The organism is Haloarchaeobius iranensis (genome assembly GCF_900103505.1).
GTDB lineage: Archaea > Halobacteriota > Halobacteria > Halobacteriales > Natrialbaceae > Haloarchaeobius > Haloarchaeobius iranensis.
The window spans coordinates 89,147-115,102 of record NZ_FNIA01000003.1; the positions used below are offsets into that span (position 1 = coordinate 89,147).

The following is a 25,956-nucleotide window of genomic DNA, read 5'->3' on the forward strand; positions in this document are numbered from 1 at the left end:
CGGTCGATAGAGACATTCGTTCTGTCCGGTGCCACCCCGCAATGGTTATGCAGTGGAGCGAGCGATGTTCGGCCACGTACAGTGTCTCCGATTCGCTATCGACGGAAACGGACCCGGGTGGATAGTACGGAGGTACTTCGGCAGTGGATACGCTGTGAGGCTCGAAAACGAGAGTATCCGACCGCCGATCCAGCCGGGTGGGACAGCGAGCGACTTGGCGCAGAACTCGAAACGACGTACGACGAACCAGTCCAGTACGCAACATTCAGAGCGCCAGCGTGGACGACACTCGTCGTGAGCGGTTCCGAACTCGGGAAGTTCGACCCGTACCCCAGCATCGGTTGCAACTGGCTCACTGGTGGCAGAACGCTCGCCGGTGCCGTCGATAGACTCCAGGCCGGAGCGTTCGACGACGAACTCCCGGACTTTGTCGAGAAGATTTCGACGCTCCGTCGACAGTTCCCCGATCACGGGTTCGGTCCGGTCATCGTCCGACAGTACGAGGAGTGCTGGCCACCGGTGACCCTCGACGGGAATCATCGGGCCTGGGCGGCTATTCTGGCGGCAAGAGATGGCCTGGACGTTGAGCTGGACGTCCACGTCGGTCACGAATCGCCGCTGGAAGAGCTCCCGTTCGAGCAGGTGACCACGACGTAGCATCGGCCAGACGGGTATCGAACGTGTTCGTCCCCGTCTCTGGTACGGTCGCGGCCGTAGGCCGGGTCACCGAAGGAAGCGGGTTTCGGCGCGAGAAGGGGACTCAGAGCAGCGCGCGCAGCAGGCCACCACGCTGGCCCCAGAGCTGGTAGGCCGAGGAGATGGCGAAGGTCGCGAGGAACGCGGAGGCCAAGGCCAGCGGCGGCATCGCGGCGACGACTGGGACGCTCGCGAGGGCGGCGACCACGAGGAACAGCCCGACAACCCCGAGGGCACGGTAGTACTCGGCCCAGCTGACGCCGAAGGCGGCCGTCATGGTCATGTAGCGCTCGACCTCACGAGCGGAGTCGAGGAGCGAGACGAGCTTCCGGTCGGCGTCGTACGCCAGGACCCCGGCCTCGTCGAGCATTGGCAGGTGGGTCTGGTGGAGCGACACGTACACCGTGTGCCGCACACAGCGTGGGGCCGGGTCCTCCCCCGATTCGACCGTCGCGATGGCCTCGGCGAGGTCGCGGAGCGCGACGCGCTCGTCGTGGCGTCGCAGATACTCCAGCGTGTGGCGGCGGCGTGTGTTGCTGAGAATGGTAAAAACGTCCGAATCGGGTACTTCGCGTGTCTTGTTGAGTAACATTGTCCCCCCCATGACGCGCCGAAACGCGTCGTCGAACGTACGGTACACGCGCGGGGGGAATAGGTATGGAGAGCGGACAGCGGTGGGGCGGTACGAGCAGGACCGTCCTTCAAGCGTGAATTTTCGGGGAGGTACGCTCGCTCGAACCGGCAGGAACCTCAATCCAGTACTGAGTCTGCCAGTACGGTCACCGTGTCTGTCTGTGACGAGTTTCTCGCCAAAATCGATAGACTGCGGCACTCTAACGGCTCCAACGACCTCCGCAGGGGCGTCCTACCAGTTCCGGCAAGCTAGGTGGTAGCAGGACCGGACCGGAAAGCAACGAGTCACTGAGAAGACGAAAGGAGAACATAAGTAATACGATAGGTGTCGGAGGTGGAGGTAGCCCGTCGAAGGGGGACCGGCACGTCGAGGGCATTCGGGGTGCGACGGGACCGTCGCTCACCGACCCTCGCGTGATGGCGTACACAGGCGGGCTCACATCGACTTGGAATGGCACACGGATGGTTCGACTCCGTCACCAGGTCTTCCCCATGGGGGGAGCATATACAATGACAAACGAAAGACAACACCTCTCTCGGCGGACCGTCCTCGCTGGCCTCGGCACCGTCGGTGTCGCAGCTGCGGGCGCGGGTCTCGGTACTACTGCACTCTTCAACGACCGCGAGGGATTCATCGGCAACTCCCTCGCAGCCGGTTCGCTCGACCTCCTGCTCGACTACAAGGCGACCTACGACGGCCCGAACGGCGTCGAGGTCCTCGGACAGCAGCCCACCCCGGCGGAAGAACAGGCCTGGGAGGACCAGTTCGGCGGCGAGATAGACTACTGCTCCGAGGATGGCCAGGCACTCCTCATCAACGGCACCGATATCCCCGTCTTCGGGCTCGACGACGTCAAGCCCGGTGACTCCGGCGAGGTCACCGTCAGCCTCCACATCTGTGACAACCCCGCGTGGGTGACGATGTCCGGCTCCATGTACGACAACCTGGAGAACGGCCAGACCGAGCCCGAACTCGCCGACGAGGGCGAGGACACCGACGGCGTCGGCGAGCTCGCCGACCACATCGAGGTCACCATGTGGTACGACCCGAACTGCAACAACGTCCTCGACGACGGTGAAGTGGTCCTCTTCGAGGGGAGCATGACCGATGCCTTCGCGGCGCTCGAGGCCGGCATCGGCCTCGACGGCGACGCAAGCACACCCGAGTTCGACCCGGTCCCCGGGGCGAGCACGTACTGCATCGGCTTCTACTGGGAGCTGCCCGTCGACGTGGGCAACGAGGTCCAGACCGACTCCGTCAGCTTCGACCTGGTCTTCGACGCCGAACAGTCGCGGCACAACCCCGCCGTGACGACCAGCCAGGGCGAGGGTTTCGAGCCGTTCCAGCAGTCCTCGTTCGCACGGGCTCGCTACGGCGGCACCAACACCTGGGAACTCGCGGTCGGCACCGCACCCGGTAACGCCGACGAGGCGGACTACACCTGGACCTCCGGTGCGACCGTCCCGTTCGCCTACGAGTACGACGGCGTCGGCTCTGCAACCTTCACTGTCGACAGCGTGACCGTCGCCGACTCGATTCCGGCACCTGCCGGACGCTTCGCGTTCGTCGGCAAGGCCGACGAGGCGACCGTCACAGTCGAGAACCTCGCGCTCTCCGTCGACGGCGACCCGATCAGCCTGGTCGGTCCCGGCACGATGACCGCGTCGAACGACGACGACGGCACGGAGCGCGACATCCAGCACCTCGTCGTCAACACGAGCGCGGCACAGGTCACCCAGCCGTTCACCGTGACCGGCGACCTGACCGGAACGGTACAGGGCGACTACGACACCTCCGCGGAGGAGGGCATCGCCCTCGACCTGGTCTTCGAGTAGCCGCGCTGCTCGGAGCCTGACCCGGATTGGCGCACACGACGGTTCGACTCCGTCGCCGGGTCGTCCCCTAAGGGGGGAGTACAAACCAATGACGACCGACAAGCAACACAACATCTCCCGACGGACGGTCCTCGCCGGACTGGGCACCGTCGGCATCGCCGCCGCAGGCGCGGGCCTCGGCACGACCGCACTCTTCAGCGACCGCGAAGGCTTCATCGGTAACAGCCTGGGCGCGGGTTCGCTCGACCTGAAGCTCGACTACGAGGCGACCTACCTCGGCGGTGCGGGCCGGCTCGACGACATCGTCGCCATGGGCTACCCCGACGCCGAGGACCTCGGCGGTGGCCGCTACCTGCTCGACCAGGCACCGCGCCCGGGGGAGGGCCAGGGCTGGGACGACTACGTGACCGGGGAAGGGTTCGACTTCTGTGCACCCGAGAACGACGAGTTCCTCGTCAACGGCGACGAGATGCCCGTCTTCACGCTCTCGGACATCAAGCCCGGGGACTGCGGTGAGGTCACCATCAGCTTCCACATCTGTGACAACCCGGCCTGGCTCGACCTCTCCGGGAGCGTCTACGACAACAACGAGAACGGCCGGACCGAGCCCGAGAGAGCGGTCGACGAGACCGGTGGGAACCCCGGCTTGGGCATGGGCGAGCTCGCCGACCTCATCGAGGTCTGCGTCTGGTACGACGAGGACTGCGACAACGTCTACGAGCCCGGCGGCGAGGGCGAAGGACAGGAGCTCGAGGTCGCACTCGTCAGCGACGTCTCCGGCTCGATGAACGGGTCGAAGATCGCCGCGCTGCGGAACGCTGCCACCGACTTCGTCGACAACCTCGCACAGCCCGACGAGGTGGCTGCCATCTCGTTCAACTCCGGTTCGAATCTCGACCAGGCGCTGACGACCAACTACCAGGCCGTCAAGGACGCCATCAACAACTACAGTTCGGGCGGCACGACGAACATGAGCTCCGGCATCATCACTGGTGACAACGAGCTGACCAGCGGGGCGAACGCGACGCCGTCGGCGTCGAAGGTCATGATTGTCCTGACCGACGGCGTGGTCAACAGCCCGCCGAGCGCCGAACAGGCCGCGACCGACGCGAAGAACAACGGTATCCGTATCTTCACCATCGCCCTCGGTGGGGACGCCGACCAGACCTTCCTCGAGAACGACATCGCCAGCAACCCCGGGGACGCGTTCCTCGCCCCCGACGCTGCCGACCTCGACACCATCTACGAGGAGATCGCACAGATCGTCCTCGAGGGCGAGCAGAAGGTCCTCTCCGGCACGATGGCCGAGGTGTTCGTCGAGCTCGCAGAGGGTGTCCCGCTCGACGGCGACCGCACCTCCGAGGAGCGCGACCCGTACGCGGCAGTGACCACGCAGTGCATCGGCTTCGAGTGGTGCCTGCCCGCCGAGGTGGGCAACGAGGTCCAGACCGACTCCGTCAGCTTCGACCTCGTCGTCGACGCCGAACAGTCGCGGCACAACGACAACCCCGGTGGTGAGAACAACAGCAGCGACGGTGGCAACAGCACGCCGCCCACGACCACGGCTGCGAACTGAACCGACCGAAGACTGACTGCCTCGACCGTCGTGCCTCGGGGGGCGCGACGGTGGCCCACCGGTCACAGGGACCGACGACGACGGTTCGACTCCGTCGGTGGGCCGTTCCCCGAAAGGGGGGAGTACACAGACAAATGACCGAAAAGAAGACGTACGACATCACCCGGCGGACGGTCCTCGCGGGCCTGGGAACCGCCGGCATCGCGGCGGCCGGCGCGGGCCTCGGCACGACTGCACTGTTCAACGACCGCGAGGGGTTCGTCGGCAACAGTCTCGCTGCTGGTCGGCTGGACCTCCAGCTCGACTACAAGGCCACCTACGACGGCCCGAACGGACTCGAGATGATCGGACAGGCACCGACCGAGCAGCAGCTCATCGACCAGGGCCTCGTCGGTATGGCCGAGGGCCCGATGACCTGGGAGGAGCGCGCGGACCTCGGGTTCGCCTGTGACACCGAGGGGTTCATCGACGGCGACGCGATGCCGGTCTTCGAGCTCGACGACGTCAAGCCCGGGGACTGCGGTGAGGTGACCGTCAGTCTCCACATCTGTGACAACCCCGCCTACCTCTGGATGCGCGGGAGCGTCTACGACGACCTCGACAACGGACTCACCGAGCCCGAGGGCGAGGTCGACGACACGCCCGACGTGGGCGAGCTCGCCGAGAACATCGACGTCACCCTCTGGTACGACGAGGACTGCTCGAACACCATCACCGAGGGCGTCGGCACGAGCGACATCCTCGTCGTGCAGGACGTCTCCGGCTCGATGGAGTACGACCAGTACGGCGGTGAGATCTCCGACGGCCAGGGTGGCACGACCACGAAGCTCGCCGTCGCCAAGGACGCGATGGGCGACTTCGCCACCATCGTCTTCGACGAGACCGCCGACACCGAAGTCGGCGTGTTCACCTTCGGCAACGAGGACTACATCGGCGACGCACAGGCACCGGGCATCGCGTTCGGGCCCTCGGGGACCGAGGCCGACGTGCAGAACGCAATCGGGAACATCCAGGCGGTCCCGCAGGGCGTGACCGGTACGGCCCTCGGGCTCGCGGTGCAGGAGGGCGACGACTACCTCAGCGCGAACGCCCGCACCGGTGCACAGAAGATCATGATCCTGCTCACCGACGGCGAGCAGTTCGCGAGCAGCGTCGACGAGCTCCAGGCCGCCAACGACGCCAAGGCCGGCGGCACCCGCATCATCGTCATCGACATCAACGACCCGGGCGACGGCGAGCCGCAGCTGCTTCGGGACATGGCCGGGACGACGGTCAACAACCCCGGTGACGGCGACGGGACCGACTACTACAACACGTCGGCGGACGACCTCGCAGTCGTCCTTCCCGTCATCTATCAGTCGATCATCGAGTCCGTCGTCGTCGGCGAGGTGGTGTTCTTCGAGGGCACCCTGGCCGAGTTGAACGACGCGGCGTCGGGCGGCCTCAAGCTGGAGGCGCTCCCGCTGCTGGCCCAGGCCAGCGACGGGGACGAGTACTGCTTCCTGCCGGGCACCCACTGCGTCGCGATGGAGTGGTGCATCCCGCGCGAGGTGGGCAACGAGATACAGACCGACTCCGTGACGTTCGACCTGGAGTTCGCCGCCATCCAGTGCCGGCACAACGGCGAGAACGCCAACCCGTTCGGGGCCGCCTGAGCGGGCACCGACCGGCTCGTTCGAGCCGAAGCTCCATCCCATAGCGAGACGACGGCCGGGGCCGTCGCCGCCCACGCCGACCCGGACGGGTACACGACGGTTCGACTCCGTCACCGGGTCCTCCCCGCGGACGGGGATACCACTCGATGCGCCGACAGACGATGCCGCCAACCGGGCGTCGCCGACGTCGCTTCGGGCGAACGGTTCCAGGGTCGCCGTACCGGACGGCAGGGTCGGCCGACCGCTCTCCGAGCGGCCGGTAGTGGTCCACGTCCGGCTGGCGAGCGACCCATACCTAAACCCGTTGCTGTCCTTTCGACAGGCGAGAAACGACGACGAGGACTGCCGACCGGGGGTCGGACGAACGGGTCACGTCGTCGAGTCCGACACGCCGCCTGGGGGCGGCAGGGGGGAAATGGTGACATCTACACAGAAACAACTGAATCGACGCGACCTTCTCGCTGGCCTCGGTGCCGGCGCGGTCGGGCTCGCCGCACTCTCGGGAGGGACCGGCGGGTTCGGCTCCAGCCCGGCGTACACGCACTACGCGTACGCAGCACCGAACTCGCTGGTCAGAGTCGCATGGTTCGAGACGTACAACGGTGACGTTCTCGAGGGACAGAACGGGTCGACGGTGACGAACGGAAGCACCGTCCTCGACCCGGACGAATCGCCGGCGTACGTCGACGACGTGCCGGGGCCCGTGGTGACGCTCGACAACCTGCTCCCGGGCGACGAGGGGACCCTCGTCGTCGGGTTCGAGGCAGTGGACACGCCGGCGGAGGTCCGTCTCCGTCCGCAGCTCACCGGGACCGCGGAGAACGGTATCGTCGAGCCGGAGGCCGCCGCCGGTGACACGACGTCGACCGCCGGCGAGTTACAGGACGCGCTGCTGGTCGAGTGCTGGCGCGACTCCGGCCTGCTCGGCGGCTGTGACGGCCGCCGCGGACTCGGTGACACCACCATCACCACGGGCACGCTCCAGAGCGTGAGCGACGAGTACGGCGCCGACGGCATCGCCGTGGGCTGTCTCGACGGTGGCGAGAACCGCTGTCTCGGGTTCACCTGGCGGTTCGACCCGTCGAGCACCGACACCCAGACCGACAGCGTCACGTTCGACCTCGTCTGCGAGGCGACCAGCTGTGGAGGGGCACAATGAGCGGCCTCACGCGGCGCGAGATCCTCGTCGGTGCGTCCGTCATCGGCGGTGCCGGCGCGCTCTCGACGGCGAGCACGTACGGCGCACTGGTCGACCTGGAACGGTTCACCGGGAACTCGCTGCAGGCCGGCCTGCTCGACCTGCTCGTCGAGTGGGACCACGACGGCGAGACCGGAGCCAGCGACGGACAGGTGTCCATCGACCTCGGGACCCTCTCGCCCGGCGAACAGGGATTCGTCGAGTTCACCGTGGACCTCCCCGAGTCCAGCGAGGGCATCAACAACCCCGCCTACACCTGGCTGCGCACGTTCTGCCCGTCCACGACCGGCCGGCTCGCGGGCGCGCTCGGCATCAGCCTCCGGTACGTCGACGAGACCGGCGCGTACGCGAGTGACACCCTCTTCGAGGGCACGCTCTGCGACGTCGCCCGCACGTACCAGACCGGGCTCCCGCTGGACCCGGCCCAGGACCCGAACGCGACCGTCCCCGGCTGCCTGAACGCCGCCGAGGACGGACCGCTCCACCTGCGACTCGACTACGAACTCGCCGCCGATTACGTCGGCGAGGAGACGGTCGGCCTCGGCTTCGAGTTCGCGGCGGTCGCCTGCCGGCACGCGGACCCGACCGGGGCGGGCCCGTTCTCGCGCGCCGCCCGCGTCGACTGCTACTGCGGCCCCGACAGACACGGCGTCAGCTACGTCGAGGTGTACGTCTGCGAGGCCGGTGCACCCGGCTGCGACTGCGTCCTGCTCGGGAAGCTCGAACTCGACGACAAGCTCCCCGCTGACTGCGGCATCGGCACGCCCGCGACGCTCGGCGAGAACTACGTCGAGCCGGGTCGCTACACCCTCCCGGTCGACGACGACTGCGAGGGCTCCGGCTACGACATCGTCGTCACCGAGACGGCCAGCAGGCCCGCCGAGGACGACGGCCGCGACGAAGTCGTCGCGCTCGCCTTCCGCGTGGAGGGCGACGGCGACACGCCGGCTCCGACGCTCTGCCAGGTCGCCATCAAGGGCGGCCGGGGCGTCGCTTACTACGGCCCCGAGGACCTCGATGGGAACGGCACCGACGGTGTCCTCGGCGCGCCCGAGAACGACGACGGCACCTCGACTGGTGGCTCGACGGACGACGGCACCCCCGGCAGCGGAGGTGGTCGCCGATGAGCCCCGAATCGACCCGTGGAACCGCTCTCCGGGCGGTCGGTGTCCTGCTCGTGCTGGCGCTGGTCGTCCCGTTCGTCGTCTTCGCCGTCCCGCAGGTCGTCGGCGCCGACGCGAGCTTCGTGGTCATCTCCGGTAGCATGGAGCCCGCGATCTCCGTCGGTGACGCGGTCGTCGTCGCGGCGGTCGACGGCGACGAGGTCCGCGTCGGCGACGTCATCACCTACGTCACGGCCGACCGCGCGGCCCCGACGACCCACCGTGTCATCGAGATACAGCAGACCGCCGCCGGCCCCGAGTTCGTCACACAGGGTGACAACAACGAGGACCCCGACGCGAGCACCGTCACGCCCGACCGGCTGGTCGGCCGCGTGCTACTCACCATCCCGTTCATCGGGTACGTCGTCGAGTTCGTCGGCACGACGACCGGCTTCGCGCTGCTCGTCGCGACGCCCATCGCGTTGCTCGTCGTCACCGAACTGTGGTCGCTGTACAGGCGCCGCACCGGGAACGACGAGGCCGAGAGTGTCGCCAGCGGCGCTGCGAGCGACGGCACCGCGAGCGCGGCAGCCGTCGCCACCGACGACGAGCAACCCGCCGGCTGGAGCATCGGCGTCCGCGACCTGACCGTCACGATGGCGGTCGTCGGCGTCGCGGCCGTCTACTCCGGCGTGGTGGCCTACCTCGTCTACGACGGCTCGGTCACCTACCTGCGGCTGCTCCAGCTGAGCGTCGCGGCGTTCGCGGCCTTCGCCGTCGGGTTCCTGGTGCTGCTCGGGATGCGGGTGTTCGTCAGCCCGTCGAGCGACACGGCGGCTGCCGGCGGCACCCTTCGCGGGTCGCTCGACGAGACGACCCGCTCGCTCCCCACGGTCACCGTGGCCAGCGTGGCCGAGCTCCGGGGCATGGCCACCGCGGCCGAGCGCTGGCTCGTCCACGACGAGGAGCACGACCGGCTCAGCTACTCGGACGGCACCATGCTGTACGTCTGCGAGGTGCCCGACGACGGCGAGGACCCGGCTATCGCGACGGCCGACGAGCCCGTCACCGGGGAACTGACCGCCACCGACGACTCGGTGCTCGACGACGACGCCACCGGCGGGCCGGTCGTCGACGACGCCGTCGCCACCGAGGAGGCCGCCTGGGCGGCCCTGTTCGGTGATGCGTTCGAGCACGAGAACGGGGAGTTCACCTTCCCGACGCGCGACGCGCGACCCGACGGAGGTGAGGACGGTGAGCAGTAGCCTCAGCCCCGCAGTCGTCGCGTTCGCGGCGGTCCTCGTCGTCCTCGCTGCGGTGGCTGGCGGCAGCGTCACGACGGGCCTGTTCGCCGACCGCGAGAACCTCGACGTCGCAGTCGGTGGCTCCGGGGTCGCACCCGTCGAAACCGGTGCTGTCGAACTCACCGGCTCGGGCAATCCCGCCTGGCAGGACGCCATCCGGGTGGTCCACGAGGGTGACGACGTCGCCGTCGTCTCCATCGTGACGGACACCGGTGGCGTGGTCGAGTTCACCGTCTCCCGCGTCGTGGACTCCCCCGCCACAGTGATGGTCCGCCTCGACGCACTCGCAGCCGTGGGGATGGATATCTCGGCGTTCCAGCTGCTGGTCGACGGACAGCAATCACCGTACCAGTCGGTCGATTCGGACGGTTACACGTGGGTGTCGTTCCACATGGCCTCGTTCTCGACCCACGCGGTCGGGTTCGCCACGGTCCCACCGGCACCCGACAACGAGACGGTCGGGGATTCGGACGACGGTACTGGTAGCGGCGACAGCGGCAACAGCACCGTGGACGATTCGAGCAATGACAACGGCAGCATCGGCGACAACAGCACTGTCGACGATTCGAGCGAGAGCAACGCCAGCGTCGACGACAACAGCACCGTCGATGACTCGAGCAATGACAACGGCAGCATCGGCGACAACAGCACCGTCGATGACTCGAGCAATGACAACGGCAGCATCAGCGATAACAGCACTGTCGACGATTCGAGCGACGACAACGTCACTATCGACGGCAGCAGCCCCGCCGATGACGGCAACAGCACCGTCGACGACAGCAACAGCGATGGCGGAACCGCCGGCGACGCTGGAGACAACAGTACCGACGACGGCGGTGACACGTCGGTCGACGATTCCGGCGACGATGGCACCGCCGGCGAGCCCACGCGGGAGCCGGTCGACGACGCCGGCGACGACGGCTCCGTCGGAGATGGCACCGACGACAGCTCGGACGACAGCACTGCCGACGACTCCACCGACGGTACTGGCGACGGCACTGCCGACAGCTCCACCGACGAACCCGCCCAGCCGGCGGCCTGACGCCGCCCGGAGGCGTCACCGTTCTGCGATGACGAAATCAAACCGAGCGCCGCCGCCCTCGTCTGCGAGCTCGACCGTCCAGCCGTGCGCCTCCGCGATATCGGCGACGATAGCCAGGCCGAGGCCCGTGCCTCCCTCTTGCGATGTGACCCCCGGTTGGAAGGCCCGGTCCCTGAGATCGGCCGGGAGGCCGGGGCCGTCGTCGGCGACGTAGAAGCCCTGCCGGTCGGTGAGTATCCCGACAGTCACGGTGAGGCGGTTGCCGGCCGAGCCGCCGTCCGTCCCGCTCCCGTGCTCGATGGCGTTGCGGAAGAGGTTCTCGAGCAGTCGGGCGAACTGGTCACGGTCGGCGTCGACGGGGGTGGAGTCGACGACGTCGAGGCTCGCGTCGTCGGTATCCACGCTCGACCAGGCGATACGGGCGACTGACTCGAGTTCGACCGACATCGTTTCGGAGAGTTCCCCGCCGTGGCGGGCGAGTGCGAGCACGTCGTCGACGATGCGGCCGATCCGGTCGTGGCTCGTCTCTACCTCCGTCAGATAGCCACGGAGGGTCTCGTCCTCCACGCTGTCCTCGAGGAGTTCGACGTAGCCCTGGGCCACGTTCAGTGGGTTGCGGAGGTCGTGGCTGACGACGCTCGCGAAGCGGTCGAGACGCTCGTTTGTCTCCGTGAGTTCGCGCTCGCGTTCGTTGCGCTCGGTCACGTCACGGGTGTTGATGACGATGCCGCCGACCGCCGGGTCGCCGAGCAGGTTCCGCCCGACCGACTCGTGGACCCGCCAGGAACCGTCGGCGTGCCGGATGCGGTACTCGGCCCGTGCGACGTACCCGTCCTCGTCGACGCCTTCGAAGAACTCCTCTGCTAACGGTTCCCGGTCCTCGGGGTGGATCAGGTCGAACGCGTTGGTCCCGGCGAGTTCCTCGGGTTCGTAGCCGAGGATTCGTTCCGTCGACGGGCTCTGGTACTGGATGGTCCCGTCGGCGTCGAGGACGGTGACGATGTCGGAGGAGTTCTCGATGAGCGTCTGGAACCGCTGTTCGGTCTCGCGGGCATTGGTCACGTCCCGGAGCACGAGCAGCCGGCTCGCGTCGCCCCGTCCGACCGAGGAGACGTCGGCGTCGACGAACCGGCGGTTCGGCCCCTCGCCGACGACGAACTCGGTCCGTTCCCCCTCGCTCGCGTCGACGAGCAGGTCCGCGTCGGGTGGGAGCACCGCCGCGATGGGTTCGCCGACCAGGAGCGAGGAGGAGAGCAGCCGCTCGGCGGCGGGGTTCGCGTCGACGACCCGGTCGTTTCCATCGACGACGACGTAGCCGTCGCGCATCTCGTCGATGACCGACTCGCGGGCGACCGGTACCACGTCGAGCAGCCGGTATCGGGTGATTGCAAGCCAGAACGCGAGGCCCGAGGCTGTGAACGCGGCACCGGTGAAGTTCAGGTCGGGGCCCAGCCCGACGAAGTGGGCCACGTTCGTGACGAGGGGCACCAGGGCCCCGATGGTCAGGAGAGTGGCCTGGCCGCGGAACGTCGTGTCCTGCTTGCGGGCCCGGAACAACAGCACGTACGCGCCGAGGAGGACGAGAGCGTACGAGTAGAGCACGTGGGCGATGTACGCCGGCCCCAGGCCGCTCACCAGCACCGGGATGTCTCCCGCCGTTCGAGTGAGTTCCCTCCCGGACCAGAGGAGGTCGTGCGCGTCTGTCGTCATCGACACCGCGGCGAGCAGGACAGGTTCTATCGCAAGCAGTGTGTGGACCCGGCGGTGCAGCCATCGGTCACGCCCGGCGTAGCTGAGCGCGAACAGCAGCCAGGCGACCGTCGGGACGACCGTGACGACGTTCAGTACGGTCTCAAGCGCGACCTTCGTCTGCACGTCCAGAATCAGCAACTGGACGGCGTCGCCGAACGACCAGAGTGTCGCGCCGAACATGAACAGGGCGAACAACGAGAGCAGCCGCCGGTTGGCGGGGTCCTCGCGGGCCACGAACAGGGCGTAGGCACCGAGGCCACCCGAGAGCAGCGCTGATCCGACGAGCAGCAGGACGTACGCGACGTGGGTGACCGTCATGCTCTCGACGGCGACGAATGTCGGCACTCGTATCACGGATTGGTTCGTGTGAGCGTACTTATGTTCCATGGCTAGCACTGGTCGGGTGCCCGTCGGGTACCCAACGGTTATGACTGGGACGGTCGAATTCGGGCCATGGAACGCCTCTCGGTCGATACGAGTCCGACGACGGAGACGGAGGGTGGGGCGTCGCGTCGGTCGCTCTCCGACGCTCTCGGCACCGCGAATCTCTCGCTGAACCGGTACCGTGTCTCCACCGGCGAGCGCATGAGCCTGTCGCGCCACGCCCACACGCGACAGGAGGAGGTGTTCGTGGTCCTCGCTGGCGAGGCGACGTTCGAGACGCGCGACAGCGAGGTGGCCGTCGGGGAGCGCGAGGCGATACGGTTCGGTCCGGGCGAGTTCCAGCGTGGCCGGAACGACGCCGACGAGGACCTGCTCGTGCTCGCGCTCGGCGCCCCCCGTGAGGCCGGAGCGACGCTCGTCTCCTGGACGCCAGAGCTCGGCGAAGTCGGCTGTCCGAGCTGTGGACGGGACGCGATGCGGGTCGACGCGACCGAGGACGGGCCCGTGCTCGTCTGTCCCGACTGCGGCACCGAGTGGGACCCGAACTGAGTCGCCCGACCGGCGAGCATCACGCAAGCGACCGACGGTTTCGACACTACTAACTCCGGGTCCGCGAAACTACCGACCGAGCCAACAATGAAACTGCACGAGTACCAGGCGAAGCAGGTCTTCGCCGATGCCGGTATCCCGACGCCGCCGTCGACACTCGCGGACAACGTCGACGACGCCGTCGCGGCGGCCGAGGAGATCGGCTACCCGGTCGCGATCAAGGCGCAGGTACAGGTGGGCGGACGTGGCAAGGCGGGCGGTATCAAGCTCGTCGACGACGCCGACGAGGCCCGCGAGGCCGCAGACGCCATCCTCGGGATGGACCTCAAGGGCATCCACGTCGACCGCGTCCTCGTCGAGGGGGCCGTCGACTTCGTGAACGAGCTGTACGTCGGCGTCACGATGGACCGCGGCGAGGGCAAGCCCGTCGCGATGGTCTCGACCCGCGGTGGCGTCAACATCGAGGAGGTCGCCGAGGAGGACCCGGACGCTATCGTGCGCGAGCACATCGACCCCTCGTTCGGGATGCATCCCTACCAGGCGCGTCGAGCCGTCTACGAGGCGGGCGTCGAGCGTGACGTCGCCAACGACGTCGCCAGCGTCCTCCAGACGCTGTACACGCTCTGGGACGACCGGGACGGCGCGGACGCCGAGATCAACCCGCTGATGGTCACGAGCGACCGCGAGGTCGTCGCGGCCGACGCGGTCATGAACATCGACGAGGACGCCCTGTTCCGCCAGCCCGAACTCGCCGAGATGGAGGAGGACGCCGCGGGCGGCGACGACCTCGAGGCCAAGGCCGACGAGTACGGCTTCGACTACGTCCGTCTCGACGGCAACGTCGGTATCATCGGCAACGGTGCCGGCCTGGTGATGACGACGCTCGACCTCGTCGACCACTACGGCGGGAAGCCCGCCAACTTCCTCGACATCGGTGGCGGCGCGAAGGCAGAGCGCGTCACCAACGCGCTGGACATGGTGTTCTCCGACGAGAACGTCGACAGCGTCGTCTTCAACATCTTCGGTGGCATCACCCGCGGCGACGAGGTCGCCCGTGGCATCAACGAGGCCCTCGAGGGCTTCGACGAGATCCCCAAGCCGGTCGTCGTCCGCCTCGCGGGCACGAACTGGGAGGAGGGGATGGAGATTCTGAACGAGGACCTCGTCACGGTCGAGAAGACCCTCGAGGACGCGGTCCAGCGTGCGGTCGCGAACGCCGAGGAGGTGGACCAATGAGCGTACTAGTCGACGACGACACCAGAGTGGTTGTACAGGGCATCACGGGCGGCGAGGGCAAGTTCCACGCCGGCCAGATGATCGAGTACGGGACCAACGTGGTCGCGGGTGCGGTGCCGGGCAAGGGTGGACAGGAGGTCAACGGCGTTCCGGTCTACGACACCGTCGACCAGGCGGCGCGCGAGGAGGACGCCGACGCCTCCGTCGTGTTCGTCCCGCCGGCGTTCGCGGCCGACGCCATCTTCGAGGCGCTCGACTCGCCGGTCGACCTCGCCGTGGCCATCACGGAGGGCATCCCGACGCAGGACATGGCCCGTGTGAACAAGCGCCTCTCCGAGGTCGACACGCGGCTCATCGGCCCGAACTGTCCGGGCATCATCACGCCGGGCGAGGCCAAGCTGGGCATCCTGCCGGGCAACATCTTCGAGTCCGGCAACGTCGGGCTGGTCTCCCGCTCGGGCACGCTGACCTACCAGGTCGTCTCGAACCTGACCGAGCGCGGCATCGGCCAGACCACGGCCATCGGCATCGGCGGCGACCCCATCATCGGCACCGACTTCGTCGACGCGCTGCGCCTGTTCGAGGACGACCCCGACACCGACGCCATCGTCATGTGCGGTGAGATCGGTGGCGAGGACGAGGAGGAGGCCGCGACGTTCATCGACGACTACGTCGACACACCCGTCGCCGGCTTCATCGCGGGCCGCACCGCTCCGCCGGGCAAGCGGATGGGCCACGCCGGCGCCATCGTCTCCGGCTCCGGCACCGGCACCGCGCAGTCGAAGATCGACGCGCTGAACGACGCGGGCGTCCCCGTCGGCGACACCCCCGAGGAGGTCGCCGACCACATCGAGAGCTTCCTGTAGGCTCTCGGCCGATTCCGCTTCTCAGAACAGGTTCCGCAGCCAAGCCGCCAGCCTGCCGAACGGCCCGCGTTCGGACTCGGCCTCGTCGTCCAGTCGCCCGACGATGACGTCGTCGTACTCGTCGTCGTGCTCGACGTCCGCGAGCGAGCTCTCGTCGGGGTCGGCGAGCAGGTCCGCGCCGACGGGGTCGTCCGGCGAGATGTCGGGCCGTTCGGCGGTGTCGGCGGCCCGCCCGCCGGTGGCCGACCCGTCGCGCTCGTCTGACGTGGCTGTCGACGAATGCGGAGCGACACTCCCGGCCAGCGGGCCCGCCGTGCTCGTCTCCTCGTCGCCGTCGACGTCCGGGATGTCGCTCTCGTCGACGCCGAGGTCGACCTCGTCGATGCTCGGTGACGCCTCCGGCTCGCCGTCGTCGAACGAGTCGTCCATCTCGCCGGGCGCTTCGGTCGCGGGCGGCGTGGGTTCTTCGGTGGTCGGCGTCTCGGCTTCGGTGGTCGGCGTCTCGGTCGCGCTGCCGGACGCGAGGTCAGCCAGCGCCTCGGCGTCCGCGCCGGTGTCGTCGTCGTCGTCCGCGATGGTCGCCGGCGCTTCGGCAGCAGGGTCCACCGTATCCACGTCGGCAGACCGGGTGGCCGGCTCGTCGGGGACGGGTTCGTCGCCGGCCTCCGGCTCCTCGTCCCCGGCCTCGGTCGAACCGGGTGACCCGACCGGGGCGACCGCGTCCTGTTCGGGCGTGGTCAGCTCGTCGGGGTCGAGAACCGGCGTCTGGCCGTCCGCTGGCTCGCTGGGCGCGTCGACAACCTCCTCGTCGGTTTCGTCCTCGGCAGCGTCGGCAGTGTCCTGTTCGGCTGGCCCGTCCTCGACGGGTGCCGCATCGCCCGATTCCTGGTCGGTCGATTCCGCCTCGCCCGGTTCCGCCTCCACGGAGTCGAGCACGTCGTCGGTCGCCATGCGTTCGGGGGCTGTCTCCCGGACCGGCGGGTTCGCCTCCTCGAGTCCGGCGAACACCTCGTCCAGCCCGTCCTCGACCACGGTCGTCTTGGGGCCGCCACCGACCAGTCCGGCGGAGCCGTCCGCCCCCGACTCGCGGTCGTCCTCGGGTTCCGCCGCGTTGCTCCGGGCGACCGTCTGCTCGCCGCCGTCCTCGGCAGCCGAGCGCGTCGGCTCGTCGAGGTCCGACAGCAACGTCTCGACGTCGTCGTCGACGCGCTCGTTCGCCGAAGATCCATCGCTCTGGTCGGCCCCCGCGTCGGCATCGATGGTCTCGAACACCTCGTCGATGCCCTCGCCGACGACGGTCTCCGGCCCGGCGTCCACGTCCATCTCGGTGTCCAGTGGCCGCGAGGAGCGATGCACCCGCGGGCCAGTCCCCATGGACTCCGCGAAGGCGTCCCCGGCGACGCCGGCCAGCTCGGACCCGCGGTCGTGCGCCTCGCGGTCGGCGGCAGCGGCGAAGTCGGCGGGCTGTTCCGCCCGCAGGAGGGGGCGGCGGAACACCCTGACGCGCTCGCCGTACCGCTCGCGGAGCGTCGCCAGGCGACCGGTCTCGACGCAGACGAACCGCCAGCGTCCGTCGCGGTCGGTCAGCAGCGCGAACGTCAGCCCGTCGAGCAGCTCGGCGACAGCGGCGGCGAGCGCGGGGTAGTTGTGCTGTCCGAGGTCGGACGGAGGATAGGTGAACCTGGACTCGCGGGGCTCCCCGTCGGGCGTCTCGGCGGTGATGGTTATGGGGTCCTCGCCCGAGAGGTCGACGCGCCAGCCGTGGGCGCGACATGCATCGTCGAGCTGGCGGGCCGGAGCGTGCGCCCAGTACTCGCGTTCGGCGTCGATACCGGCGGGACCGGTCGCGAGCGCGTCGTGCAGTCGCTCGTAGAGCGTGGACTCTTCGACGTGGTCGAACCGGTGGTCGAGGAACTCGGGGAGAGAGACCCCGTCCGGCAGCGACTCCTCGTCGTGGGCCGCCAGTATCTCGTCGTCCGAGCGGCCGAACTCGCGCAGGACGGCGACGTACTCGGTCAGCCGCTCGCGTCGGTCGCGGTCGGTCATCCGTTAGATTACGGTTCGTAACTCACGGATATTAACGTTCGGTACGACCGGCCGACAGGAGTCGCACCGAGGCCGCTCAGAAGAGTCCCTTGATGGCGCCGACGATGCGTCCGACGAGGCCCGGCGAGTCGTCGCTCTCCGCCGTCGTTGCCTCCTCGTCCGTGGTCGAGTCCTCGGTCGCCGACGTGGGGTCGGCCGTCGCCGTCGGTTCGTCTCCGGTCGATTCGGCAGCCGTCGCCGTCGGTGGAGACGCCGGTTCGGTAGCCGTCGCCGTGGCGTCGGCTGGGTCCGGCTCCGCGGTCGCCTGCTCTGGCGTCGCCGCCTCGGTGCCGGACTCCGCTGGACCGGCTTGTGCATCCGCCGGCTGCTCGGGTGCCGCCGCTGGCTCGCCCCCGGCGGGCTCGCTCGTCGATTCCCCGGCAGCGTCCGGGGCCGAGTCGGCTGCCGGCTCCGCTGCCGTTTCGGCGTCTGGCGCAGGTTGTTCCGGCTCGACCGCGCCGGACACAGCGTCGGCTGGCCCCTCGTCCGCCGGTTCGTCGGCGGGCCCCGCCGCCGGGCCCGCCCCCGCGGGCTCCTCCGTCTCCCCACGTGCTGGTTCCGGCTCTGCGGTGACGAATCCGCCGTCGTCGTCCGCGTCGACGGAGCCACTCTCCGCCGTCGCGTGCTCGTCGGCCGCCGGCGTCGAATCAGCCCCCGCCGTTGGCTCCGGGGCTGTCGCAGGCTCGGGTTCGACAGCCGGTTCGGGCTCTACCTCCGTGGCGGGCTCCGGTTCCGCGGCGGGTTCTGGTTCCGGTTCCGTGGCAGGCTCCGGCTCCGGTTCCGCGGCGGGTTCGTCCGCTGGTCCGGTGGTGTCCGCCCCGATAAGGTCCTCGACGGTCTTGCCGGTGGACGCGATTTCGACGCTTCCGTCGCCGCCGGCGTTCGCATCCTCCTCGATGGTCGAGAAGATGTCCTCGAGCCCGGTCTCGACGGTCGGCTCGTCCGCGGTCGCCGTCGTATCGTCGGTGCCGGAGCCATCGAGGTCGACGTCGCTGAGGTCGGAACCACCGCTCCCGAGCCAGCCCTCGGTCGATTCGTCGACGCCGATTTCGCCGTCGCTGTCGCCGCCTGCCTCGCCCGACCCGACACCAGCGGCTGCCTCGACGGCGGCCTCCGTGACTGCCTGCCCCGAGCCGAACTCGGCCGGGGTGTGCTCGTGGAGGAGCTGTTCGCCGAAGCACTCGATGCCGTCGCCGTAGTGCTCTTCGAGCGCGTCGAGACGGTCGGCCTCGAGCAGGACGAACCGCCAGCGCTCGTCGGCCCAGTCCGACAGCATCACGAAGGTGAGCGGGACACCGTCGAGCAGTTCGCTCTGGACGGCTGCCACGAGTGCGGGATAGTTCTGCTCGCCGAGGGCGGTCTCCGGGTACTCGAAGGTGGTCGTCCGGACGTTCCCGTTCGGGTCCTCGAGCGCGATGCGGAACGGCTGGGAGGGTTCGGCCCCGGAGTCCAGCGGCTCACCGCTTCCGTCGAGGAAGTACATGGAGAACCCGAACGCGCCCATGACCGCGTTCAGCTGCTGAGGAACGACGCGGTTCGGGTAGTCACGCGGGGCGTCGATGCCGCGGGTCGCCGTAGCGAGCACACGATGTGTCTGGTCGTATAGATCCCTGGGTGTCGGCTCCCCGTCCAACGACTCCAGTACGATTCGGCCCACCGACACGTCGTCGGGTGGGTCGGTGACACCGTACACCTCGCAGATATCCTCGTCGGAGAGGCCGCAGCGCCGGAGTACAGTGACGTGGTGTGAAACAAGATCCTCGGGACTGCCCATGCCACAAGTGACTAGTCAACCGTTCTTAGGCGTGTCGGCCAACCGGCCGGTCAGCAGGCCGACAGATAGTTACAACGAAATCACATTTTCAGCTGTCCGGTCCGTCGTCCGGGCCGTCCGCCACCTCGCCCGGGGCGGCGATGGGCTCCTCGTCGACCTCGCCGCGGGCAACGATAGGCTCCTCGTCGACCTCGCCGCGAGCCACGATGGGCGGCTCGTCCAGCGCCGGGCCGGCGGGCTCGCCCGGCGGTGCGTCCAGCGCTGGCCTATCCGCGGGGGCATCGAGTGCATTGGTCGGGGAAGCGTCGACGGCGACCTCGACGTGCCCCGGCGCGACGATGGGGTCCTCCGCCACGTCGCCACGGGCCACGATGGGCTCCTCGTCGACCTCGCCGGGTGCGGCTACCGGCGGCTCGTCGAGCGGTGGCCCCGCCGGCTCCGACGGTGGCGCGTCGAGCGCGCGCCGCGCCGTCGCCCCGTCCAGCGGCGACGGCTCCTCGGCGTCGGCTGCCGCTCGCTCGATGGCGTCGAGCACCTCGTCGACGCTCCGGTCTGCGACCACGCGCTTCGGGCCCCCGCCCGGTGGCGAGAGCTCGGTCCCACTGTCCCGGTAGATCGGTGGCAGGTGGTCGGCGGGGTCGAGCGTCCGGTTGGCGGGCTGGTCGGCGTGGACGGTCGGCCGTCCCTCCAGCTCGACGTACTGGCCGAACTGCTCTGTGACGCCGGCCAGTCGACGAGCCTCGACGACGACGAACCGCCACCGGTCGTCGTCCGCGAGCCTGACGACCCGGTAGCTGCCGTCGAGTACGGCGCGTTCGACCGCGGCGAGGCGCTCGAACAGGCTCCCCTCCGCGTCCTCGATTGCGGCTGCGGCGTCGCTGCGTCCGAGGTCCCGAAGCACGGCACGGAGCGCTGCCGCCACGACCGCACCGTCGGCGTCACCGGGGCAGTCCACGCCGCGGTCGGAGCCGGCGAGTGTCGCCAGCAGTCGCGCGTGTCGGGCCTCGTGCGACGACAGCTCGAACAGCGTCTCGACCGGTCCCTCGGTGTCCTCGCCCAGGCGGATCTCTCGCTCGCTCAACCCCAGCCCTCGACAGATCGCCACGTACCTGGATGCGTCACGGCTCATGGGATACTGTCACACACGATCCTCGGGGGGAAAAAGGTAGTCCCGGCCGCCTCAGCTGGACAGAATCGACCGGATCTTGCTCGCGATACCGCCGCCGTCACCGTCGGCCTCGTCGTCTTCAGTCCCGGCCTCGTCGCCGTCAGTCTCGCCGTCGGCCTCGTCGCCGTCAGTCTCGCCGTCGGCCTCGTCGTCTTCAGTCCCGGCCTCGTCGCCGTCAGTCTCGCCGTCGGCCTCGTCGTCTTCAGTCCCGGCCTCGTCGCCATCAGTCTCGGCGTCGGACTCCGCAGGCGGGGACGGTTCAGGTTCCGTCGTCTCGTCGTCCTCGGAGGACACGGTCGCGTCGTCGAACGTCGCCGAGAGCGTCGCGCCGCTGTCGATTTCGGGGGCGTCGGCCTCGGACGTCTCCGTGTCCGCCGGAGCCGCCTCCGTCGCGGGGTCGGTGGTGCTCGATTTGTCGGCCTCGTCCGCCGTCGCCTGACCCGTGTCGTCCCAGGGGGGAGACTCCGACGACGACGCTTCGTCGTCCGGTTCGAAGGAGAAGCCGTCCTCGTCCAGCTCCGAGTCGGTCGAATCGGGTGCATCGGCCGCCGTGGCCTCGGGGCGCTCGGCCGCCGCGTCGGAGTCCGACCGCGGCGCATCGTCGGTGGCTCCGGTGTCGTCCGCGGACGACCCCTCGTCCGCCTCGGTCTGGACCCAGAGGAAGCCGTCCTCCTCCTCCCGCTCGGGTAGCAGGAGCGTGTCGAACAGCTCGTCGTCGGCGGCGATGGCGTCGTCCACCTCGTCGACGTGCTCGACCTCCTCGTCGGCGCTGGCGATTATCTCCTCCGGAGATTCGTCGCTGAGCTCTTCGAACGGGTCCGCTTCGTCCGCCGTGTCGTCTTCATCCGCCGACACCTCCGCGCTGAGCTGCTCGAACAGCTCGCCTGCGGTCGTGTCCTCGATCTCGTCGCGATCGCCCGTGCCCTCGGGCGTCGCTCTCTCGTCGGACGGGTCGTCTTCGCGGCCCCCGTCGCCTGAGGACGCGAAGAGATCGTCGATGTCGAGGTCGGCCTCGTCACCACCCATGCGAGACGACCCCGAGCCCATCGTACTGTCGGTCATCGGGAGATGTAGAAACCTCGGACTCCACACAATTAAATTTTTGCTATACCTCCAGGCCAATTTGAAAAGTTAAATTGGAGGCTTGATTCTCCAAACCGCCCCGTGTCAGCAGCTGTTAAACCGACGGGAACTGAAGCACGACCTATGCGTTTCGGCGTACTTTCGACGGCGAACATCGGACGGAAGGCAGTGATTCCGGGAATCAGGACCGCTGGTCACGAGGTGACAGCCATCGCCTCCCGCGCTGCGGACCGGGCGGCCGGAGTCGCGGCCGACCTGGACATCGACCGCTCGTACGGCTCCTACCGGGAACTGCTCGGCGACGAGGCGCTCGACGCCGTCTACGTCCCGCTCCCGAACGCCCATCACGACGCGTGGACGCGGGCGGCGGCCGACGCGGGACTCGACGTGCTCTGCGAGAAGCCACTGGCGGTCGACGCCGACGAGGCCCGGGCACTCGGTGACTACTGCGACGACGCCGGCATCACGCTGATGGAGGCGTTCATGTACCGCTACCACCCGAAGACGGAGCGCGCCGCGGCCATCGTCGCCGACGAGCTCGAGGACGTCCGCGGCGCGTTCGCGACCTTCCAGTTCCCGCTGCGCGGTCGCCCGGACGACATCCGGCTCGACCCCGACCTCGCCGGCGGCGCGCTGATGGACGTCGGCTGCTACGCCGTCAGCGTGCTCCGGACGCTGCTCGGCGAACCCGACAGGGTCCGGGCTCGAACGCTCGACACCCGGGACTGCGGTGTCGACACGCACCTCGCCGGCACGTTCGAGTACGAGGGTGCGACCGCACAGCTCTCCTGCAGCTTCGACACCCACGCCGAGCAGCGCTACCGCGTCGAGGCCGAGAACGGCTGGCTCGAGGTCGACGGCGCGTTCAACCCCGGCGACGCCGGCGAGCCACAGTCCATCACCTACCAGGTCGACGGCCGGCAGGTCACCGAGACGTTCGACCCGGTGGACCAGTACGCCGAGCAGGTTCGCCACTTCGTCGACTGCGTCGAATCCGGCCGCCGACCCCGGACCGACGCCGACGAGGCTGTCGCCAACATGGCTGCCATCGACGCACTGTACGAGAGCGCAGACACCGGCGAGGCCGTCGACCTGGCGACCACTCAATAGCCTCCGGCCCCCAGGTCCGACCGATGACCCGCTTCGACGGCGTCGTACTCGACGTCGACGGTACGGTGCTCCGCGGCGACCGAGCGCTCCCGGACGCCCCGTGGGCGGTCCGGTCGCTCCGGAACGCCGGTCTCGACCCGCTGTTCGTCACGAACAACCCGACGCGGACCGCCGGCGCGTACGCCGAGCGGCTCGTCGGGGCGGGCGTGGACGCGACCGCCGCACAGGTGCTGACCGCCGGCGAGGTGACGGCAGGCTATCTCCTCGACCGCCACCCCGATGCGTCGCTGTTCGTCGTCGGCGAGGACGGCCTCCGGGAGCAGTTTCGGGAGCGGGACCTCCGCTTGACCGCGGACCCGGACGCGGCCGACGTGGTCGTCGCCTCGGTCGACCGCGAGTTCCACTACGACGACCTGCGGGACGCGCTCTGGGCGCTCTCCGGCGGTGACGTGCCACTCGTCGGCACCGACCCGGACCGGGTCGTGCCCGCCGCCGAGCGCGACGTGCCGGGGTCGGGTGCCATCGTCAACGCCGTCGCGGACGTCGCGGCGTGCGACCCGGAGGCCGTGCTGGGGAAACCACACCCCGCCACCCGGGCGACGGCGCTCGACCGCCTCGGCGTGCCTGCCGAGCGGTGCCTGGTCGTCGGCGACCGTCTCGACACCGACATCGCGTTCGGGGCCGACGCCGGGATGACGACCGTCCTCGTGCTCTCCGGGGTCACGGACCGCGCGGCGCTCGCACGGAGCGACGTGGAGCCGGACCACGTCGTCGAGTCGCTGGCGGCCGTCCCGGAACTGCTCTGACGGCACGGGCGAGTGGAGGACCACCCCGCGTCAGTGTGCCAACTACCCACACATAGCAACTACCATATAGCTGGCCGGGAAACAGTTCGGAATCCGATGACTGGAATCGAGTACGACGACTTCCTCGACCTCGACTACGAACCGACCGGGACGGACCTCGTCTGCGAGTTCTCCATCGCACCCGCCAGCGACATGTCGATGGAGGCTGCCGCCTCGCGGGTCGCCTCCGAGTCCGCGAACGGGACGTGGGCCGCACTCCACGTCGACGAGGCCGAACTCACCGACCTCTCGGCGGTGGCCTGCGACATCCGCGAGAACGCCGGTCCCGGCGGCAACGTCACCGTCGCCTACCCGACCGACCTGTTCGAGGACGGCTCGATGGCCCAGATCCTCTCCTGCATCGCGGGCAACATCATGGGGATGAAAGCGGTCGACAGCATCCGGCTGGAGGACTGCAAGTGGCCGGAGACCCTCGTCGAGGGCTTCCCCGGGCCGCAGTTCGGGACTGCCGTGGCCCACGAGAAGCTGGACGCCGGCGACCGACCCGTCCTCGCGACCGTCCCGAAACCGAAGGTCGGGCTCTCGACGGACGCCCACGTCGACATCGCCGAGCAGGCCTGGCGCGGCGGCGTCGACCTGCTGAAGGACGACGAGAACCTCACCGACCAGTACTTCAACCCGTTCGAGGACCGAGTCGAGCGCTCGCTCTCGGTCGCCCGGGAGCTCACCGAGGAGACCGGCGAGAAGAAGGACTACCTCGTGAACATCACCGCCGAGACCGACGAGATGGTCCGCCGCGCCGAGTTCGTCGCCGACCAGGGCGGCGGCTTCATCATGGTCGACGTCGTCACCGCGGGCTGGTCTGCCGTCCAGACGGTACGGGATGTGGCAGAGAAACACGACCTCGCCATCCACGCCCACCGCGCGATGCACGCCGCCTTCGACCGGATGGACCACCACGGCGTCTCGATGCGCACGCTCGCACAGGTCGCCCGGCTCTGCGGCGTCGACCACATCCACACCGGCACCGCCGGTCTCGGCAAACTGGAGAACGAGGACACCCCCGGCATCAACGCCTGGCTGAAGTCCGACCTCTACGGCACGACCGACGTGCTACCGGTCGCCTCCGGCGGGCTCCACCCGGGTGTCATCGACGCCCTCATCGACGCTCTCGGGACGGACATCGCCATCCAGGCCGGCGGCGGCATCCACGGCCACCCCGACGGTACCGAGGCCGGAGCCCGTGCGCTCCGACAGTCCGTCGAGGCGTCGATGCAGGGAGTCCCGCTGCGGGACCACGCGGACGCCGGCAACCCGGAGCTGGCGGCCGCGCTCGACAAGTGGGGTGCGGAGACGCCGCGGTGAGCTCTGGAGGTCGTTTCAGGACTCCAGTCGGGCGAAGATGAACAGCTTCTCCGCCTCGTCGGAATCCGCGGCGACGAGGCGGCTCGTCTTCCCGTCCTGGCCCAGGCCGTCGACGACGCCGACGGTCTCGTACACCGTGAAGCCGGCGGCCTCGAGGAGGCCGGTGCTGCGGTCGAGACCGAGGATGTCCCACTCCATCGGCGCGCCGCCCGCCAGCCAGTCGTCGTTCCGGCCGGCCCAGCCCTCCGTCCCGGTGGTGACGAGCGCGACACCGCCTGGAGACAGCACCCTGGCGAACTCCTCGTACACGGTGGGTGTCTCTCCTGCGGGGACGTGGATGATGGAGTAGAACGCGCCGACGGCCGCGAACGTGCCGTCGGCGAACGGCAGTGCGGTCATGTCGCCCTGGACGACCCGCCCGGGCGCGACCTCGTTGGCCCGGGTCGCCTGTTCCCGTGAGAAGTCCAGGCCCGCAACGGGACGTTCGCCAGCCAGGGGCGACAGGGCGCTCGTGCCGTCGCCACAGCCGGCGTCGAGGACCCGCCCCGGCGGCGCGTCGCTCCGAAGTCGGTCGAGCAGTGCGTCGTTCTCGTTCCCCTCGCGCTCGGCGGCGTAGGTCTCGGCGAGTTCGTCGTAGCCGCGGCGCACCAGCTCTCGCTGGGCGAGCCCGTCGTCGTCGGATGTCACGTTCGTTCGACCGGTGGCACGCGCAAAGTGAGTTTCCCCGCACGTGAG

General features: G+C 69.0%; 21 protein-coding genes. 14 read left to right on the forward strand and 7 right to left on the reverse strand.

Annotated features, from left to right (window positions below):
* Nucleotides 1-294 precede the first annotated feature (294 nt).
* Nucleotides 295-657, forward strand: a complete 363-nt coding sequence (locus BLT27_RS03305; protein WP_089731612.1) for a hypothetical protein — start codon at nt 295-297, stop codon at nt 655-657.
* A gap of 103 nt (nt 658-760) precedes the next feature.
* Here the strand turns inward: BLT27_RS03305 and BLT27_RS03310 are convergent, their stop codons facing one another.
* The gene (locus BLT27_RS03310) at nt 761-1,288 is read right to left on the reverse strand and encodes a DUF7344 domain-containing protein (protein ID WP_089731776.1); all 528 of its coding nucleotides are present in this window, start codon (nt 1,286-1,288) and stop codon (nt 761-763) included.
* 551 nt (nt 1,289-1,839) lie between these two features.
* On the opposite strand from BLT27_RS03310, the gene BLT27_RS03315 reads away from it, so the two are divergent.
* The 7 genes from BLT27_RS03315 to BLT27_RS03345 all read left to right on the forward strand — a co-directional run bounded on the left by BLT27_RS03315 (nt 1,840) and on the right by BLT27_RS03345 (nt 11,043).
* Nucleotides 1,840-3,165 carry a choice-of-anchor W domain-containing protein gene (locus BLT27_RS03315; protein WP_089731613.1) on the forward strand — a complete coding sequence of 442 codons (1,326 nt, stop codon included), beginning with the start codon at nt 1,840-1,842 and terminating at the stop codon, nt 3,163-3,165.
* 88 nt (nt 3,166-3,253) lie between these two features.
* Nucleotides 3,254-4,741, forward strand: coding sequence for a vWA domain-containing protein (locus BLT27_RS03320; protein ID WP_089731614.1), 1,488 nt, complete (start codon nt 3,254-3,256; stop codon nt 4,739-4,741).
* A 134-nt stretch (nt 4,742-4,875) separates the two neighbouring features.
* Nucleotides 4,876-6,396, forward strand: coding sequence for a vWA domain-containing protein (locus BLT27_RS03325; protein WP_089731615.1), 1,521 nt, complete (start codon nt 4,876-4,878; stop codon nt 6,394-6,396).
* A gap of 415 nt (nt 6,397-6,811) precedes the next feature.
* Nucleotides 6,812-7,555 carry a hypothetical protein gene (locus BLT27_RS03330; protein ID WP_089731616.1) on the forward strand — a complete coding sequence of 248 codons (744 nt, stop codon included), beginning with the start codon at nt 6,812-6,814 and terminating at the stop codon, nt 7,553-7,555.
* Entirely contained in the window at nt 7,552-8,721 is a 1,170-nt protein-coding gene (locus BLT27_RS03335; RefSeq protein WP_089731617.1) for a hypothetical protein, read from the forward strand. The genes BLT27_RS03330 and BLT27_RS03335 overlap by 4 nt, the downstream gene beginning before the upstream one ends.
* Complete coding sequence (locus tag BLT27_RS03340) at nt 8,718-9,962, forward strand: signal peptidase I (protein WP_089731618.1); 1,245 nt, start codon at nt 8,718-8,720, stop codon at nt 9,960-9,962. The genes BLT27_RS03335 and BLT27_RS03340 overlap by 4 nt, the downstream gene beginning before the upstream one ends.
* Entirely contained in the window at nt 9,952-11,043 is a 1,092-nt protein-coding gene (locus BLT27_RS03345; RefSeq protein ID WP_139172237.1) for an ICP22 family protein, read from the forward strand. Before BLT27_RS03340 ends, BLT27_RS03345 begins: the two co-directional genes overlap by 11 nt.
* A gap of 15 nt (nt 11,044-11,058) precedes the next feature.
* On the opposite strand, the gene BLT27_RS03350 is transcribed toward BLT27_RS03345, so the two are convergent.
* Entirely contained in the window at nt 11,059-13,140 is a 2,082-nt protein-coding gene (locus tag BLT27_RS03350) for a histidine kinase N-terminal 7TM domain-containing protein (RefSeq protein WP_175526363.1), read from the reverse strand.
* Nucleotides 13,141-13,248: 108 nt separating this feature from the next.
* Between BLT27_RS03350 and BLT27_RS03355 the strand changes: the two genes are divergently transcribed.
* The 3 genes from BLT27_RS03355 (at nt 13,249) to sucD (ending at nt 15,830) form a co-directional block, all read left to right on the forward strand.
* Nucleotides 13,249-13,728: a cupin domain-containing protein gene (locus BLT27_RS03355; protein WP_089731621.1), complete on the forward strand. Its 480-nt coding sequence runs from the start codon at nt 13,249-13,251 to the stop codon at nt 13,726-13,728.
* An 87-nt stretch (nt 13,729-13,815) separates the two neighbouring features.
* Nucleotides 13,816-14,964: an ADP-forming succinate--CoA ligase subunit beta gene (sucC, locus tag BLT27_RS03360; protein ID WP_089731622.1), complete on the forward strand. Its 1,149-nt coding sequence runs from the start codon at nt 13,816-13,818 to the stop codon at nt 14,962-14,964.
* The gene (sucD, locus tag BLT27_RS03365; protein WP_089731623.1) at nt 14,961-15,830 is read left to right on the forward strand and encodes a succinate--CoA ligase subunit alpha; all 870 of its coding nucleotides are present in this window, start codon (nt 14,961-14,963) and stop codon (nt 15,828-15,830) included. The genes sucC and sucD overlap by 4 nt, the downstream gene beginning before the upstream one ends.
* A gap of 21 nt (nt 15,831-15,851) precedes the next feature.
* On the opposite strand, the gene BLT27_RS03370 is transcribed toward sucD, so the two are convergent.
* The 4 genes from BLT27_RS03370 to BLT27_RS03385 form a co-directional block, all read right to left on the reverse strand.
* Nucleotides 15,852-17,876: an ICP22 family protein gene (locus tag BLT27_RS03370; protein ID WP_089731624.1), complete on the reverse strand. Its 2,025-nt coding sequence runs from the start codon at nt 17,874-17,876 to the stop codon at nt 15,852-15,854.
* Nucleotides 17,877-17,952: 76 nt separating this feature from the next.
* Complete coding sequence (locus tag BLT27_RS03375; protein ID WP_139172238.1) at nt 17,953-19,689, reverse strand: hypothetical protein; 1,737 nt, start codon at nt 19,687-19,689, stop codon at nt 17,953-17,955.
* A gap of 88 nt (nt 19,690-19,777) precedes the next feature.
* Nucleotides 19,778-20,818, reverse strand: coding sequence for a hypothetical protein (locus BLT27_RS03380; protein ID WP_089731626.1), 1,041 nt, complete (start codon nt 20,816-20,818; stop codon nt 19,778-19,780).
* Nucleotides 20,819-20,869: 51 nt separating this feature from the next.
* Nucleotides 20,870-21,883: a prolipoprotein diacylglyceryl transferase gene (locus BLT27_RS03385; protein WP_175526364.1), complete on the reverse strand. Its 1,014-nt coding sequence runs from the start codon at nt 21,881-21,883 to the stop codon at nt 20,870-20,872.
* Nucleotides 21,884-22,063: 180 nt separating this feature from the next.
* Here BLT27_RS03385 and BLT27_RS03390 point away from each other — a divergent pair, with 180 nt between their 5' ends.
* From BLT27_RS03390 to rbcL, 3 genes are all read left to right on the forward strand, one after another.
* Nucleotides 22,064-23,050, forward strand: coding sequence for a Gfo/Idh/MocA family protein (locus BLT27_RS03390; RefSeq protein WP_089731628.1), 987 nt, complete (start codon nt 22,064-22,066; stop codon nt 23,048-23,050).
* Between the two features lie 23 nt (nt 23,051-23,073).
* The gene (locus BLT27_RS03395; protein WP_089731629.1) at nt 23,074-23,856 is read left to right on the forward strand and encodes an HAD-IIA family hydrolase; all 783 of its coding nucleotides are present in this window, start codon (nt 23,074-23,076) and stop codon (nt 23,854-23,856) included.
* A gap of 96 nt (nt 23,857-23,952) precedes the next feature.
* Nucleotides 23,953-25,221, forward strand: coding sequence for a type III ribulose-bisphosphate carboxylase (gene rbcL / locus BLT27_RS03400; protein ID WP_089731630.1), 1,269 nt, complete (start codon nt 23,953-23,955; stop codon nt 25,219-25,221).
* Between the two features lie 15 nt (nt 25,222-25,236).
* On the opposite strand, the gene BLT27_RS03405 is transcribed toward rbcL, so the two are convergent.
* On the reverse strand, nt 25,237-25,908 hold the full coding sequence (locus tag BLT27_RS03405) for a class I SAM-dependent methyltransferase (RefSeq protein ID WP_175526365.1): 672 nt from the start codon (nt 25,906-25,908) through the stop codon (nt 25,237-25,239).
* Between the last annotated feature and the right edge of the window lie 48 nt (nt 25,909-25,956).

Excerpts from the sequence above, each read along its gene's own strand:
- BLT27_RS03315 (WP_089731613.1), top strand. The coding sequence starts at position 1,840 with ATGACAAACGAAAGACAACACCTCTCTCGGCGGACCGTCCTCGCTGGC.
- BLT27_RS03370 (WP_089731624.1), bottom strand. The coding sequence starts at position 17,876 with ATGACCGACCGCGACCGACGCGAGCGGCTGACCGAGTACGTCGCCGTC.
- BLT27_RS03325 (WP_089731615.1), top strand. The coding sequence starts at position 4,876 with ATGACCGAAAAGAAGACGTACGACATCACCCGGCGGACGGTCCTCGCG.
- BLT27_RS03395 (WP_089731629.1), top strand. The coding sequence starts at position 23,074 with ATGACCCGCTTCGACGGCGTCGTACTCGACGTCGACGGTACGGTGCTC.
- BLT27_RS03335 (WP_089731617.1), top strand. The coding sequence starts at position 7,552 with ATGAGCGGCCTCACGCGGCGCGAGATCCTCGTCGGTGCGTCCGTCATC.
- sucC (WP_089731622.1), top strand. The coding sequence starts at position 13,816 with ATGAAACTGCACGAGTACCAGGCGAAGCAGGTCTTCGCCGATGCCGGT.
- BLT27_RS03340 (WP_089731618.1), top strand. The coding sequence starts at position 8,718 with ATGAGCCCCGAATCGACCCGTGGAACCGCTCTCCGGGCGGTCGGTGTC.
- BLT27_RS03310 (WP_089731776.1), bottom strand. The coding sequence starts at position 1,288 with ATGTTACTCAACAAGACACGCGAAGTACCCGATTCGGACGTTTTTACC.
- BLT27_RS03320 (WP_089731614.1), top strand. The coding sequence starts at position 3,254 with ATGACGACCGACAAGCAACACAACATCTCCCGACGGACGGTCCTCGCC.
- BLT27_RS03355 (WP_089731621.1), top strand. The coding sequence starts at position 13,249 with ATGGAACGCCTCTCGGTCGATACGAGTCCGACGACGGAGACGGAGGGT.
- BLT27_RS03375 (WP_139172238.1), bottom strand. The coding sequence starts at position 19,689 with ATGGGCAGTCCCGAGGATCTTGTTTCACACCACGTCACTGTACTCCGG.
- rbcL (WP_089731630.1), top strand. The coding sequence starts at position 23,953 with ATGACTGGAATCGAGTACGACGACTTCCTCGACCTCGACTACGAACCG.
- BLT27_RS03330 (WP_089731616.1), top strand. The coding sequence starts at position 6,812 with ATGGTGACATCTACACAGAAACAACTGAATCGACGCGACCTTCTCGCT.
- BLT27_RS03390 (WP_089731628.1), top strand. The coding sequence starts at position 22,064 with ATGCGTTTCGGCGTACTTTCGACGGCGAACATCGGACGGAAGGCAGTG.
- BLT27_RS03380 (WP_089731626.1), bottom strand. The coding sequence starts at position 20,818 with ATGAGCCGTGACGCATCCAGGTACGTGGCGATCTGTCGAGGGCTGGGG.
- BLT27_RS03385 (WP_175526364.1), bottom strand. The coding sequence starts at position 21,883 with ATGGGTGGTGACGAGGCCGACCTCGACATCGACGATCTCTTCGCGTCC.
- sucD (WP_089731623.1), top strand. The coding sequence starts at position 14,961 with ATGAGCGTACTAGTCGACGACGACACCAGAGTGGTTGTACAGGGCATC.